Source organism: Mycolicibacter engbaekii, from assembly GCF_002101585.1.
GTDB lineage: Bacteria > Actinomycetota > Actinomycetes > Mycobacteriales > Mycobacteriaceae > Mycobacterium > Mycobacterium engbaekii.
Window position 1 is genome coordinate 250,187 of record NZ_LQOT01000076.1, and the last position, 13,569, is coordinate 263,755.

Annotated in this window: 13 protein-coding genes; 9 read left to right on the plus strand and 4 right to left on the minus strand. The window is 70.5% G+C overall.

What is annotated here, in order from left to right:
* Positions 1 to 30 precede the first annotated feature (30 nt).
* Both AWC02_RS20585 and AWC02_RS20590 read left to right on the plus strand, forming a co-directional pair.
* Positions 31 to 1,524, plus strand: coding sequence for an MFS transporter (locus AWC02_RS20585; protein ID WP_085130688.1), 1,494 nt, complete (start codon positions 31 to 33; stop codon positions 1,522 to 1,524).
* Positions 1,525 to 1,608: 84 nt separating this feature from the next.
* Positions 1,609 to 3,354, plus strand: coding sequence for a proline--tRNA ligase (locus AWC02_RS20590; protein ID WP_085130690.1), 1,746 nt, complete (start codon positions 1,609 to 1,611; stop codon positions 3,352 to 3,354).
* A gap of 43 nt (positions 3,355 to 3,397) precedes the next feature.
* Here AWC02_RS20590 and AWC02_RS20595 read toward each other — a convergent pair whose 3' ends face one another.
* Positions 3,398 to 3,856 (minus strand): ferritin-like domain-containing protein, encoded by a 459-nt coding sequence (locus AWC02_RS20595; protein ID WP_085130692.1) that lies wholly within the window; start codon positions 3,854 to 3,856, stop codon positions 3,398 to 3,400.
* Positions 3,853 to 4,356, minus strand: a complete 504-nt coding sequence (locus AWC02_RS20600) for a hypothetical protein (RefSeq protein WP_085130694.1) — start codon at positions 4,354 to 4,356, stop codon at positions 3,853 to 3,855. The genes AWC02_RS20595 and AWC02_RS20600 overlap by 4 nt, the downstream gene beginning before the upstream one ends.
* Before the next feature lie 193 nt (positions 4,357 to 4,549).
* On the opposite strand from AWC02_RS20600, the gene rimP reads away from it, so the two are divergent.
* The 7 genes from rimP (at position 4,550) to AWC02_RS20635 (ending at position 12,246) form a co-directional block, all read left to right on the plus strand.
* Positions 4,550 to 5,083, plus strand: a complete 534-nt coding sequence (gene rimP, locus AWC02_RS20605) for a ribosome maturation factor RimP (RefSeq protein ID WP_085130696.1) — start codon at positions 4,550 to 4,552, stop codon at positions 5,081 to 5,083.
* Positions 5,084 to 5,114: 31 nt separating this feature from the next.
* The gene (nusA, locus tag AWC02_RS20610; RefSeq protein WP_085130698.1) at positions 5,115 to 6,158 is read left to right on the plus strand and encodes a transcription termination factor NusA; all 1,044 of its coding nucleotides are present in this window, start codon (positions 5,115 to 5,117) and stop codon (positions 6,156 to 6,158) included.
* 181 nt (positions 6,159 to 6,339) lie between these two features.
* Positions 6,340 to 6,576 (plus strand): YlxR family protein, encoded by a 237-nt coding sequence (locus AWC02_RS20615; protein ID WP_237160554.1) that lies wholly within the window; start codon positions 6,340 to 6,342, stop codon positions 6,574 to 6,576.
* Between the two features lie 100 nt (positions 6,577 to 6,676).
* The gene (gene infB / locus AWC02_RS20620; protein ID WP_085130700.1) at positions 6,677 to 9,430 is read left to right on the plus strand and encodes a translation initiation factor IF-2; all 2,754 of its coding nucleotides are present in this window, start codon (positions 6,677 to 6,679) and stop codon (positions 9,428 to 9,430) included.
* A 2-nt stretch (positions 9,431 to 9,432) separates the two neighbouring features.
* Positions 9,433 to 9,912, plus strand: a complete 480-nt coding sequence (gene rbfA / locus AWC02_RS20625; RefSeq protein WP_085130702.1) for a 30S ribosome-binding factor RbfA — start codon at positions 9,433 to 9,435, stop codon at positions 9,910 to 9,912.
* The gene (locus AWC02_RS20630; protein ID WP_419179300.1) at positions 9,893 to 10,888 is read left to right on the plus strand and encodes a DHH family phosphoesterase; all 996 of its coding nucleotides are present in this window, start codon (positions 9,893 to 9,895) and stop codon (positions 10,886 to 10,888) included. Before rbfA ends, AWC02_RS20630 begins: the two co-directional genes overlap by 20 nt.
* A 44-nt stretch (positions 10,889 to 10,932) precedes the next feature.
* A complete protein-coding gene (locus AWC02_RS20635) occupies positions 10,933 to 12,246 on the plus strand; it encodes an MATE family efflux transporter (RefSeq protein WP_085130706.1) in 1,314 nt (437 codons plus the stop codon).
* A 1-nt stretch (position 12,247) separates the two neighbouring features.
* On the opposite strand, the gene AWC02_RS20640 is transcribed toward AWC02_RS20635, so the two are convergent.
* Complete coding sequence (locus AWC02_RS20640) at positions 12,248 to 12,652, minus strand: hypothetical protein (protein WP_133055669.1); 405 nt, start codon at positions 12,650 to 12,652, stop codon at positions 12,248 to 12,250.
* A gap of 147 nt (positions 12,653 to 12,799) precedes the next feature.
* Positions 12,800 to 13,555: an enoyl-CoA hydratase gene (locus AWC02_RS20645; RefSeq protein ID WP_085130710.1), complete on the minus strand. Its 756-nt coding sequence runs from the start codon at positions 13,553 to 13,555 to the stop codon at positions 12,800 to 12,802.
* Positions 13,556 to 13,569 lie beyond the last annotated feature (14 nt).

The window sequence follows — 13,569 nt, forward strand, 5'->3', positions numbered from 1 at the left end:
GCGGGTCCGCTGTCGCTAAGCTGGCCAGCTATGGCGGCACCGGGGGATGCCCAGTCGGCTGGCCGCTCGCTGTCGACCAGCGTGCTCGGGATCGCCGTTCTGGCGATCACCGGCATGCAGCTGATGTCGACGCTGGACGGCACCATCGTCGTGGTGGCGTTGCCGCGGATGCAGGCCGATCTCGACCTGTCCGATGCCGCCAAGAGCTGGGTCATCACCGCTTACGTCCTGACCTTCGGCGGCCTGCTGCTGCTCGGCGGCCGAGTGGGCGACGCCATCGGGCAGAAGCGCGCGTTCATCTCCGGGGTGGGCCTGTTCACGCTCGCCTCGCTGGTCTGCGGGTTGGCCACCGACCCCGCCACCCTGATCGCCGCCCGGGCCGTCCAGGGCATCGGTGCCGCAGTCGCGGCACCGACCGGCCTGGCGCTGATCGCCACCACCTACGCCCCGGGGCGCGCCCGTAATCAGGCGCTGGCGGTGTCGGCCGCCATGCAGGGCGTCGGCTCGGTGCTGGGCCTGGTGCTCGGCGGGGCGTTGACCGTGGTGTCGTGGCGGCTGGCGTTCCTGATCAACATCCCGATCGGGATCGTGATCATCGCGATCGCGGCGGCGCGGGTGAGCGAGACCTACCGCGAGCGGTTGCGCCTCGACCTGCCCGGGGCGCTGCTCGCCACCGCCGGGTGCAGTGCCGCGGTGCTGGTGTTCACCCAAGGCCCGCCGCAGGGCTGGAAAGGTCCGCTGGTCTTCGGCTCGGCCGCGGCCGCGGTGGTGTTCTTCGCCGGGTTCTTTCTGGTCGAACGAGTCGCGGTCAACCCGCTGGTTCCCGCCGAGGTGTTCGACAACCGCAATCGGGTGATGACGTTCGTCGCGCTGTTCATGGCCGGCGGGGTGATGCTGACGCTGACGGTGATGATCGCGCTGCTGGTGCAGGACGTGCTGGGCTACTCGGCGTTGCGGGCCGGCATCTGCTTCATCCCGTTCGCGGTGGCATTCGGGCTCGGCACCGTGCTGGCGGCCCGGATGGCGCCGCTGACCGCACCGCGCTGGCTGGTCATCGGCGGCGGCGCGCTGGTCTGGGGCGCCATGCTGTACGGGTCCACGCTGACGCGCGACATTCCGTACTTCCCGGATCTGTTCATGCCCATCGTGGTGGGCGGGGTGGGCATCGGGATGATCGCGGTGATCCTGCCGCTGTGCGCCCTGGCCGAGGTGGGTCCCCGCGAGATCGGTCCTGTCTCGGCGATCACCTTGATGGTCTACAACCTGGGCGGTCCGGTGGTGCTGGTCGCCATCCAGGCCGTGCAAACCTCGCGCACGCTCTACCTCGGCGGCACCAGCGGTCCGGTGAAGAACATGACCCCCGCCCAGTTGGATGCGCTGGGGCATGGCTACACCTATTCATTGCTGTGGGTGGCCGCGATCGCCCTGCTGGTGGGCGGTGCGGCGCTGCTCATCGGTTTCTCCGCCGATCAGATCGCCCGCGCCCAGCACACCCTTGAGGCGGTGGAGGCCGGAAAGCTCTAGCCCGCCGGAGGCGGCGCCGGTGCCCCGGCGGGCTCCACGGTGCGAGTCGGCGTCCGCCCGTCGCGAAAGATAGGCTCTCCCGCTGTGATCACCCGGATGTCCGAACTGTTCCTGCGCACCCTGCGCGACGACCCCGCCGATGCCGAGGTTCCCAGCCACAAGCTGCTGGTGCGGGCTGGTTATGTCCGGCCGATCGCCCCCGGTCTCTACAGCTGGCTGCCCCTGGGCCTGCGGGTGCTGCGCAACATCGAGCGGGTGGTGCGCGAGGAGATGAACGCCATCGGCGGCCAGGAGATCCTGTTCCCGGCGCTGCTGCCGCGCGCGCCGTATGAGACCACCAACCGCTGGACCGAATACGGCGACGGCCTGTTCCGGTTGAAGGACCGCCGCGACAACGATTACCTGCTCGGGCCCACCCACGAGGAACTGTTCACCCTGACGGTCAAGGGGGAGTACAGCTCGTACAAGGACTTCCCGGTCGTGCTGTACCAGATCCAGGCGAAGTACCGCGACGAGGCGCGGCCCCGCGCCGGGATCCTGCGCGGCCGCGAGTTCGTGATGAAGGACTCCTACTCCTTCGACGTCGACGAAGCGGGCCTGGCCGCCGCCTACGACGCGCACCGCGCGGCATACCAGCGGATCTTCGACCGGCTCGGCGTGCGCTATGTGATCGTCTCGGCGGTATCCGGCGCCATGGGCGGATCGGCCTCCGAGGAGTTCCTCGCCGAGAGCGCCGTCGGTGAAGACACCTTCGTGCGCTGTGTGGAGTCGGGCTACGCCGCCAACGTCGAAGCGGTGGTCACCGCGAGCCCCGAGCCGCTGCCGCTCGACGGCTTGGCCGAGCCGCAGATCCACGACACGGTCGACACCCCGACGATCGCCACCCTGGTGGACTGGGCCAACGAGGCCCTCGACCGCACCGTCACCGCCGCCGACACCCTCAAGAACGTCCTGCTCAAGGTCCGCCAACCCGACGGCGACTGGGAACTGTTGGGCATCGGGGTGCCCGGGGACCGCGAGATCGACGACAAGCGGCTCGGGGCAGCCCTCGAACCCGCCGAGTACACCCTGCTCGACGACAAGGATTTCGCCGAGCACCCGTTCCTGGTGAAGGGCTATATCGGACCGAAGGCGTTGTTGGACAACGGAGTCCGCTACCTGGTCGACCCGCGAGTGGTGGACGGCACCAGCTGGATCACCGGTGCCGACGCGCCCGGTAAGCATGTGGTGGGGCTGGTGGCCGGGCGCGACTTCGTCGCCGACGGCACCATCGAGGCGGCCGAGGTCCGCGACGGGGATCCCTCGCCGGACGGGGCGGGTCCGCTGGTCAGCGCGCGGGGCATCGAGATCGCCCACATCTTCCAGCTGGGCCGCAAGTACACCGACGCCTTCGGTGTCGACGTCCTCGGCGAGGACGGCCGTCCGGTGCGGCTCACGATGGGCTCCTACGGTGTCGGGGTGTCGCGGCTGGTCGCGGTGATCGCCGAACAGCAGCACGACGAACTGGGCCTGCGCTGGCCGTCGCAGGTCGCCCCCTTCGATGTGCACGTGGTGATCGCGAACAAAGACGACGCGGCCCGCGCCGGTGCGACCGAGCTGGCCGCCGAGCTGGACCGGCTCGGTCTGGAGGTGCTCTTCGACGACCGGCAGGCCTCACCGGGGGTGAAGTTCAAAGACGCCGAGTTGCTCGGGGTGCCGTGGATCGTGGTTGTCGGACGCGGCTGGGCCGACGGTGTCGTCGAACTGCGGGACCGCTTCTCCGGGGAGACCCGTGAGCTGGCCGTGGGTGCGGACTTGGCCCGGCAGGTCCTGGCGGCGCTCGGGCGCTGACCGGGACCCGGGCCGCGACCCCAGCAGGCCGTCCGGCGGCCGGCTAGTCCGCGCCGCCCGGGAAGGCCTGGGTGATCGGCCAGTCTCCCAGTGCGCGGCTCCAGTGCGCGGCCAGCACCGCGCTCTGGCCCAGCGCGGTCGCCGCGAATTCCCGGTCGCCGGCCTCGTGGGCCTGCTCGACCACCGCGCGCCAGGCTGTCGCGGTGTCGTTTTCCATGCGGACCGCCAGCCGCAACGCGTCATCGGAGGTGGTCACCGGCGTGGGCACCTGGTAGCCGGCGGCGGCGGGCGGTACCGCAACACCGCGGCCGGTCAACAGCGCGATGGTGCGGTCCCGGCGTTCGCGGTGACGGCGGATGGCGGTGACCACCAGGCCGTTGAACTCCGGCAGTGAGTACGCCGACACCAGGCCGTAGCCGTAGACGACACCGTATTCGGTCGTCAGCGCATCTCGCAGCGCGGCGTCGGGCCCGGAGACCGGGCCGGGTTCGGGAGATGTCATGCCTGCGTCACCAAGGCGACAGCGTAGGAGGCGGTGCAGGCGGCGGCGATCGAGGCCAACAGTCCCGCCCGGTAGCCCGACGACGCGACAGCCAGCGCGCCGGCACCCTCGGCGGCCTCCCGCAAAGCGCTGATCACCTGCGAAACCGTCGGACCCGAGCCATCCGGCGCCGCCGCAGTGGCCTGCGAGTCGTCGGGGATGGGCTTTCCGGTGGTGCGGGTGATCTCGGCGGCCAGCGAGCGGGCGTGCTCGGCACGCTCCTGCGAGACCTGATCCAGTGCGGCGTTCAGCGCCTTGGCGTCCGGGTCGGTCAGCGCGGCGGCCGCAGCGGCCGCCAGCGCACTGTCGCGCAGCGCGCGCTGGCGTTGCGCCTCCAGCTCGCTGATGGCGGGCGGGGTCGGGGCCGAACCGCAGGCCGGCGTCACGACCGCCAGCAGGGCGAGCATTCCGGCCCCGGTCAGCACGCGCCGTCGGTCGATGGCGGATGGGGGGCTGGGCATTTAAGACATCCTGCCACCACGCCCGCATCCGGGGGACGTGACGTGGCCGCCAACGGGCCGCGATACTCTGACTCGCGCTTTTGCCGGTTTGCTGTGGCTGTGTTGCCCACGGCGTATCGTTGATGACTGGTTCCTGGCCGCGCCCGGCGCGTGGGAACGCGCCGACTGGACAACTCAAGACGAGGAGCTCGCCGTGCCCACCGGGCTACCTTCCCAGACACAGGTGATCGAGCTGCTCGATGCTGAGTTCAGCCGTGCCGGGTATGAGATCGAAGAGGTCCTCGTCGACGAGCGCGATGCGCTGCCGCGCATCACCGTCGTGGCCGACGGCGACACCCCGCTGGATCTGGACACCGCCGCCGCGCTGTCGCGTTCGGCCTCGGCGCTGCTCGACACCCTGGACTTCGACAGCCAGTACGTGCTGGAGGTCAGCTCGCCCGGGGTGGGCCGGCCGCTGACCACCCCGAAACATTTCCGCCGGGCGCACGGCCGCAAAGTCGAGCTGACGCTGTCCGACGAGAGCACCCTGACCGGCCGGATGGGCGTGGTCGCCGATGACGTCGTGACGCTGGTCGTGCGCGCCGGCCGGGACTGGAACCTGCGCCGCCTGCCGCTGAGTGACATCAGTCGGGCGGTGGTACAAGTCGAGTTCTCGCCGCCGAGCGCGCGTGAGTTGGAGTTGGCGGGCCTGCAGGCCCGGGACACCGGAACAGAGGCCGGAGCATGACCCGCGCCGGCGACGAAGAGGAGTGGCGCTTATGAACATCGACATGGCGGCGCTGCACGCGATCGAGGCCGACAAGGGCATCTCGGTCGATGTGGTCGTGGACACGATCAAGTCGGCTCTGCTCACCGCCTACCGTCACACCGAAGGTCACCAGGCCGACGCGGTGATCGACGTCGACCGCAAAACCGGTGTGGTGCGGGTGCTGGCGCGCGAGACCGACGCCGACGGCAACGTGATCAGCGAATACGACGACACCCCGGAGGGGTTCGGCCGGATCGCGGCCACGACGGCGCGTCAGGTGATCCTGCAGCGGCTGCGCGACGCCGAGAACGAGAAGGCCTATGGCGAGTTCTCCGCCCGCGAGGGCGACATCGTCGCCGGCGTCGTGCAGCGCGACGCCCGGGAGAACGCCCGCGGTGTCATCGTGGTGCGGTTGGGGACCGAGGCCAAGGGTTTCGACGGGGTCATCCGGCCCGCGGAGCAGGCCCCCGGCGAGGCCTACGAGCACGGCGACCGGCTGCGCTGCTACGTCATCGGGGTGACCCGCGGACTGCGCGAGCCCCGGATCGAACTGTCGCGCACCCACCCGAACCTGGTGCGCAAGCTGTTCGCCCTGGAGGTTCCCGAGATCGCCGACGGTTCGGTGGAGATCGTCGCGGTCGCCCGCGAGGCCGGGCACCGATCCAAGATCGCGGTGGCCTCGAAGGTCCCCGGGCTCAACGCGAAGGGCGCCTGCATCGGTCCGATGGGGCAACGGGTGCGCAACGTGATGAGCGAACTGGCCGGCGAGAAGATCGACATCATCGACTACGACGAGGACCCGGCCCGCTTCGTGGGCAACGCGCTGTCGCCGGCCAAGGTGGTGTCGGTCACGGTGATCGACCCGGTTGCCCGGGCGGCGCGCGTGGTGGTCCCGGACTTTCAGTTGTCTCTGGCCATCGGCAAGGAAGGGCAGAACGCCCGGCTGGCGGCCCGGCTGACCGGCTGGCGCATCGATATCCGCAGCGACACCCCGGAACCCGGTGCCGAGGGAGTCGAGCGCGCAGCAGGTCAGGGTGTGGCGCAGGAGACCTGAGAAAGCGCAGGACGGGGTTCGAATTCCATTGGTTCGGGTGATCGCCGTTCTATGGGTAGACTGAGCCGTGATCCAGCGCGAGACTTCGACAGCCGCCTCGCGGATGCACCGTTGCCCAGACGGACCGGTGCGCACGTGTGTCGGGTGCCGGAAACGGGCGTTGACCGTCGAATTGCTTCGGATGGTCGCGGTGTCAACCGAGAACGGCAATGGTGCCGTGATCGTTGACCGGGCGGCCAACCAGCCGGGGCGGGGGGCATGGCTGCATCCCGCACCGGAGTGCTTGCACGCGGCGATTCGGAGACGGGCTTTCGTGCGGGCGCTGCGGATCAGCGGTTCTCCGGATGTATCCGGGGTGGAGGAGTACTTCGAGGGATTGGAAGACCAGCTCAACCACTCCGGTCAACAGAACAGGTAGCGAAGAACATGAGCACACCGTGAAGTCCCGATGACAATGCGTCATAGCTAAACCCGAGGCGCGGCCCACCACCGCTGTCGCCTCATAGACAGGAGAAGTAGTGGCAAAGGCCCGCGTACACGAGTTGGCCAAGGAACTCGGTGTCACCAGTAAGGAAGTTCTCGCCCGCCTGAGCGAACAGGGCGAATTCGTCAAGTCGGCATCCTCAACCGTGGAAGCCCCCGTCGCGCGTCGGCTGCGTGAGTCCTTCGGCGGTGGCAAGCCCGCGCCGAAGGCCGAGGCACCCGCTGCCCCGGCGGCCCCCAAGGCCGCCGCCCCAGCCCCCGCGGCAACTCCGGGCCCGGCGAAGCCGGCGGCACCGGCGGCCACCGGCAACGGCGAGGCCCCCAAGCCCGCCGCGCCCGCCCCGGCCAAGCCGGCGGCACCGGCTGCTCCGGCAGCGCCCGTCGCCGAGACGCCCCCGCCGGCCGCCGCGGCACCCGCGGCACCGCCCGCTCCCGGCCCGCGCCCGGCAACCCCGGGGCCCAAGCCCGGTGCTCCGCGTCCCCCGCGCGTCGGCAACAACCCGTTCTCCTCGGCGCAGCCGGTGGAGCGCGCCATCCCGCGTCCGCACCCGCAGGCGCCGCGCCCGGGCGGAGCGCCCCGGCCAGGAATGCCGCGTCCCGGCGGTGGCGCAACCCCGGGCAACATGCCCGGACGCAGCAGCAACTTCGGCGCACAGGGCCGCCCGCGCCCCGGTGGCCCGCCGCGGCCCGGCGGCGGTGCCCGTCCCGGAGCGCCCGCCGGCCGGCCCGGCGGTCCCGGCGGTAACTACCGCGGCGGCGGTCCCGGCGGTCCCGGTGGAGCTGCCGGCGCGCCCGCGGGCGGCGGCGGTGGGTTCCGCGGTCGTCCCGGTGGCGGCGGCGGTGGCGGCGGACGACCCGGCCAGCGTGGCGGGGCGGCCGGTGCCTTCGGTCGGCCCGGCGGCGCGCCCAAGCGGGGACGCAAGTCGAAGCGGGCGAAACGCGCCGAGTACGAGAACATGCAGGCGCCGGTCGTCGGTGGGGTGCGGTTGCCGCACGGCAACGGCGAGACCATTCGGCTGGCCCGCGGTGCGTCGCTGAGCGACTTCGCCGAGAAGATCGATGCCAACCCGGCTGCTCTGGTGCAGGCGCTGTTCAACCTCGGCGAGATGGTGACTGCCACTCAGTCGGTGGGCGACGAGACGTTGGAACTGCTCGGCAGCGAGATGAACTTCGTGGTCCAGGTCGTCTCGCCCGAGGACGAGGACCGCGAGCTGCTGGAGTCCTTCGACCTGACCTACGGCGAGGACGAGGGCGGCGAGGAGGATCTGCAGAGCCGGCCGCCGGTGGTGACCGTCATGGGTCACGTCGACCACGGCAAGACCCGACTGCTGGACACCATCCGCAAGGCCAACGTCCGCGAGGGCGAAGCCGGCGGCATCACCCAGCACATCGGCGCCTACCAGGTGTCCGTCGACTTCGAGGGCTCCGAGCGGCTGATCACGTTCATCGACACCCCGGGCCACGAGGCGTTCACCGCCATGCGTGCCCGCGGCGCCAAGGCCACCGACATCGCGATCCTGGTGGTGGCCGCCGACGACGGCGTCATGCCGCAGACCGTGGAGGCCATCAACCACGCCCAGGCTGCTGACGTGCCGATCGTGGTGGCGGTCAACAAGATCGACAAGGAAGGTGCCGACCCGGCCAAGATCCGGGGGCAGCTCACCGAGTACGGGCTGGTTGCCGAGGACTTCGGCGGCGACACCATGTTCGTCGACATCTCCGCCAAGCAGGGCACCAACATCGCTGCCCTGGAGGAGGCGGTGCTGCTGACCGCCGACGCCGCCCTGGACCTGCGGGCCAACCCCGACATGGAGGCCCAGGGTGTGGCGATCGAGGCACACCTGGACCGCGGTCGCGGTCCGGTGGCCACCGTGCTGATCCAGCGCGGCACGCTGCGAGTCGGCGACTCGATCGTCGCCGGCGATGCCTACGGCCGGGTGCGGCGCATGGTCGACGAGCACGGCGACGACGTGGAAGAGGCGCTGCCGTCGCGGCCCGTGCAGGTCATCGGGTTCACCTCGGTGCCCGGTGCCGGTGACAACCTGCTGGTGGTCGACGAGGACCGGATCGCCCGCCAGATCGCCGACAAGCGCAGTGCGCGCAAGCGCAACGCGCTGGCGGCGCGCTCGCGCAAGCGGATCTCGCTGGAGGACCTGGACTCGGCGCTGAAGGAAACCAGCCAGCTGAACCTGATCCTCAAGGGCGACAACGCCGGTACCGTCGAGGCGCTGGAAGAGGCCTTGATGGGAATCCAGGTCGACGACGAGGTCACCCTGCGGGTGATCGACCGTGGCGTGGGTGGCATCACCGAGACCAACGTCAACCTGGCCTCGGCCTCGGACGCGATCATCATCGGGTTCAACGTGCGTGCCGAGGGCAAGGCCACCGAGCTGGCCAGCCGCGAAGGCGTGGAGATCCGGTACTACTCGGTCATCTACCAGGCCATCGAGGAGATCGAGAGCGCGCTCAAGGGCATGCTCAAGCCCATCTACGAGGAGAAGGAGCTGGGGCGCGCGGAGATTCGCGCCATCTTCCGGTCCTCGAAGGTCGGCAACATCGCAGGTTGCCTCGTCACCTCCGGCATCATGCGCCGCAACGCCAAGGCGCGGCTGCTGCGTGATTCGGTGGTGGTTGCCGAGAATCTCACCGTCTCCTCGCTGCGCCGGGAGAAGGACGATGTCACCGAGGTCCGCGACGGCTACGAGTGTGGTCTGACGCTGACCTACAGCGACATCAAGGAAGGCGACGTCATCGAGACCTACGAGCTCGTCGAGAAGGCGCGGACCTAACCGTGGCTGACCCGGCACGCGCACGCCGGCTGGCCAAGCGGATCTCGACGATCGTCGCCTCGGCTATCGAGTACGAGATCAAGGATCCGCGGCTGGCCGGCGTGACGATCACCGACGCGAAGGTCACCGCCGACCTGCACGACGCGACCCTGTACTACACGGTGCTCGGCCGCTCCTTGGACGACGACCCCAACTACGGCGGCGCGGCAGCCGCCCTGGAGGGGGCCAAGGGCGTGCTGCGGTCCAAGGTCGGCGCGGGAACCGGGGTGCGGTTCACCCCCACCCTGACGTTTGTCCGGGACACCGTGCCCGATGCGGCGCACCGGATGGCGGAACTGCTGGCCGCAGCTCAGGCCGCCGACGCCGACCTGGCCCGGATCCGGGAGGGTAAGCAACCGGTCGGAGACCCCAACCCGTATCGGGAGGTGCCCGGATCAGCGGGCGCCGACGACAGCGGTGACGGTGAGCAGCCGGTCAACTGATCCGCTGCCCACGGGCCGGCGGGTGGATGCCGCTGCAGCCGTGGACCTGCTGACGGGCGCGAGCACGCTGGCGGTGATCTGTCATGTGCACCCCGATGCCGACACCATCGGTGCCGGGCTCGCGCTGGCGACGGTCCTGCGTCGGCGCGGCAAATCCGCCCAGGTCAGTTTCGCCCGCCCCGCCACGCTGCCGCAGTCGCTGCAGTCCTTGCCGGGCGGGGCGTTGCTGGTCGGCCCGGAGGCGCTGCGCCGCGACGCCGATCTGGTGGTCACCGTCGATGTCTCCAGCGCTGACCGGCTCGGAGAGCTGCAGGAGCAGGCCGCTGCCGCGCCCGAACTGCTGGTGATCGACCACCATGCCTCGAACCAGCTGTTCGGAACCGCCAATTTCGTTGACCCGACGGCGGATTCGACGACCATGATGGTCGCGGAACTGATCGATGCCTGGGGCGAGCCGATCGATGTGGACGTGGCGCATTGCCTGTATGCCGGGCTGGCCACCGACACGGGATCGTTCCGGTGGGCCAGTGCTCGCGCGCACCGGCTGGCGGCGCGACTGGTGGATGCCGGAGTGGACAATGCGGCGGTCGCCCGCGCGGTGATGGACACTCATCCGTTCGGCTGGCTGACGATGCTGTCGCGGGTATTGGCCGAGGCCCGGCTGCTGGGAGATGCCGCGGGCGGGCGCGGGCTGGTCTATGCGGTCGTCGACCATCTCGAGTGGACCACCGCCCGGCCCGAGGAGGTGGAGAGCATCGTCGACATCGTCCGCACCACCGCAGAAGCCGAGGTGGCCGCGGTGTTCAAGGAGACCGAACCGGGGCGCTGGGCGGTGTCCCTGCGCGCTAAGGCGACGGTGGACCTCGCGGCGGTGGCGTGCGGGTTCGGCGGTGGCGGACACCGGCTGGCAGCCGGCTACACCGCGGCAGGGGACATCGACGACGTGGTCGGGTCCCTGGTCGCCGCCCTGGGCTAGTCCCGCGGTCGGGAGCCGTCCCGATCTAGCCCAAGATGGTGGCTATGCACGACAGCACTGCCGGCGGCCGCCAGATCGCGGCGCTGGCGCTGCCGGCGCTGGTGGTGCTGGCAGCCGAGCCGCTCTATCTGTTGTTCGACACCGCGGTGGTCGGTCGGCTCGGGGCGCTCGGCCTGGCCGGACTGGCGATCGGCGGGCTGATTCTGGGCCTGGTGGGTTCGCAGGCGACGTTTCTGTCCTATGGCACCACCGCGCGTGCGGCGCGCCACTTCGGTGCCGGCGACCGACCTGCCGCGGTCGCCGAGGGGGTTCAGGCGACATGGCTGGCACTGGGATTGGGGGTGCTGGTCGTGGTGGTGGTGCAGGCCGCCGCGGTGCCGTTGGTCGCGGCGGTGGCCGGGCGTGACAGCATTGCGCAGGCCGCGTTGCCCTGGCTGCGGATCGCGATCCTGGGAGTGCCCGCGATCCTGGTGTCGCTGGCCGGAAACGGATGGCTGCGCGGCGTGCAGGACACCTCGCGTCCGCCGCGCTACGTGGTGGCCGGTTTTGCGTTGTCGGCCGTGCTGTGCCCGCTGCTGGTGTTCGGGGCACTGGGCCTGCCGCGGTGGGGGCTGGCCGGTTCGGCGGTGGCCAACTGTGCCGGCCAATGGCTTGCGGCGCTGCTGTTTCTGCGTGCCTTGGGAACCGAGCAGGTTTCGCTGCGGCTCGACGCTGCGGTGCTGCGCAGGCAACTGGTGCTGGGCCGGGACCTGATGGTGCGGTCGCTGGCTTTTCAAGCCTGCTTCGTCTCGGCAGCCGCGGTGGCGGCCCGGTTCGGGGCGGCGGCCCTGGCTGCCCACCAGATCGTGCTGCAGCTGTGGACGTTTCTGGCGCTGGTGCTCGATTCGCTGGCGATCGCGGCTCAGGCCCTGGTGGGCGCGGCGCTCGGCGCCGGGCAGGTGCGCCAGGCGAGGTCGGTGGCGGTCCGCGTCACGGTGTTCTCGGCGGTCGCGGCCGGGGTGCTGGCCGCGGTGCTCGCCGCGGGCCGGGTTGTGGTGCCGGGGTTGTTCACCGGCGACGCCGCGGTGCTGGCGGCCGTCGGCGTGCCGTGGTGGTTTCTCGTGGCCCAATTGCCCCTTGCCGGAATCGTCTTCGCGCTCGACGGCGTGCTGCTGGGTGCCGGGGACGCAGCGTTCATGCGGACCGCCACGGTGGTCAGTGCCCTGGTCGGCTTCCTGCCGCTGACCTGGCTGGCCCTGGTGCTCAACTGGGGGCTGGCCGGGATCTGGTCCGGATTGACCACGTTCATCGTGCTGCGGCTGCTGTTCGTCGGCTGGCGGGCCCTGTCGGGGCGATGGGTGCGGGCTGGTCGGCCGTAGGTCAGCCGCCCACGCCGGCGTTCAACAGCAGACCACCCGCAGCGAAGGTCAGCACGAAGATCGCCCAACCCCGCGCCGGCCAGCCGATCATGGTGCGCCGACTGAGCCCACTGCGGACCATGCCGATCAGGGTGACGAGGAGGGCTGCCCCGATGCCGCCCCAGGTCACCAGGTAGGCGGCGTAGATCAGGCTGTCGCTGCAGTGGCGGGCCCCCGAGCACTTGTCGGTGATCATCCCCGCGTACATCGACAGGATCACACCGAATCCGCATGCCAACATCAGTAACACCGCGAGCAGGATCGCGGCGATCACATCCCAAGGCCTGCGGCGCGGCGGCGGGAAGCTGCCATAGGGATGCGGCGGGCCGTACGGATACGGGGAATGGGGCGGGTAGTGCGGGGCCATGGCTACGCCGACCAGCAGAAGATCACCAGGTCACCTTAATCGCGGCCTCGCCGCCGTGGCGGCAAATGACTGTCTACCTGGGCTTTTCGTCAAGCCGGTGGCGCGGTCGGGGTGCAGTCACGCCCGGGACTCCAAACTGGTGAGGCGCTACTGCACCTGGGAGCGCCCGCGCTCGAGCACGGCTGCCCGGTTGGCGGCGACGTCGGCGCCGCTCACGGTGTGCAGCCACTGCTTGGCCGCCATCGCCTCGATCCACAGTCCGGTGGCCGTCTGCGACTCGTCGATGCGGTGGTAGGAGGCCAGCAACGCCCGCACCGCGGCCTGATTGTTGCCGACGATCGAGCCGGCCACGGCGCGTGCGGTCGCAAGCAGTTCATCGTGGGGCACCACTTCGGTGACCAGGCCGGCCCGCAGTGCGTCGGACGCCGACAGGTAATCGCCGGTCAGGCTCATCCGGCGGGCCAGACCGACCCCGACCTTCTGGGGGAGGCGAACACTGAGGCCCCAGGACGGCAACAGGCCGACGCGGGCGTGCGTGTCGGCGAACCGGGCCTGGTCCGATGCGATCAGGACATCGCAGTACAGGGCCAATTCCAGCCCGCCGGTGACCGCCGCGCCGTTGATGGCGCCGATCACCGGTTTGGTCATCGGCGGCCACTGCGGGGAGATGTCGGGCAGCGCCGTGGATTCGCTGAACTCCTTGAGGTCCAGACCCGCGCAGAAGACCGGGTCGGCTCCGGTGAGGATCACCACGTCGACATCTGCGTCGGCATCGGCGGCGGCCAGCGCGCTGAAGATGGCGTCGCGCAAGGCCGCGGACAGCGCATTGCGGGCCTGCGGACGGTTGAGGGTCAGGGTTCGGATGCGGTCCTGCGTGTGGACCAGCAGAATGTCGTCGCTCACCAGTTCACCGTAGC

Bases quoted from the DNA above. Each gene is read 5' to 3' on its own strand.
- AWC02_RS20585 (WP_085130688.1), top strand. From the start codon at position 31: ATGGCGGCACCGGGGGATGCCCAGTCGGCTGGCCGCTCGCTGTCGACC.
- AWC02_RS20595 (WP_085130692.1), bottom strand. From the start codon at position 3,856: ATGACATCTCCCGAACCCGGCCCGGTCTCCGGGCCCGACGCCGCGCTG.
- AWC02_RS20600 (WP_085130694.1), bottom strand. From the start codon at position 4,356: ATGCCCAGCCCCCCATCCGCCATCGACCGACGGCGCGTGCTGACCGGG.
- nusA (WP_085130698.1), top strand. From the start codon at position 5,115: ATGAACATCGACATGGCGGCGCTGCACGCGATCGAGGCCGACAAGGGC.
- AWC02_RS20615 (WP_237160554.1), top strand. From the start codon at position 6,340: ATGGTCGCGGTGTCAACCGAGAACGGCAATGGTGCCGTGATCGTTGAC.
- AWC02_RS20635 (WP_085130706.1), top strand. From the start codon at position 10,933: ATGCACGACAGCACTGCCGGCGGCCGCCAGATCGCGGCGCTGGCGCTG.
- AWC02_RS20640 (WP_133055669.1), bottom strand. From the start codon at position 12,652: ATGGCCCCGCACTACCCGCCCCATTCCCCGTATCCGTACGGCCCGCCG.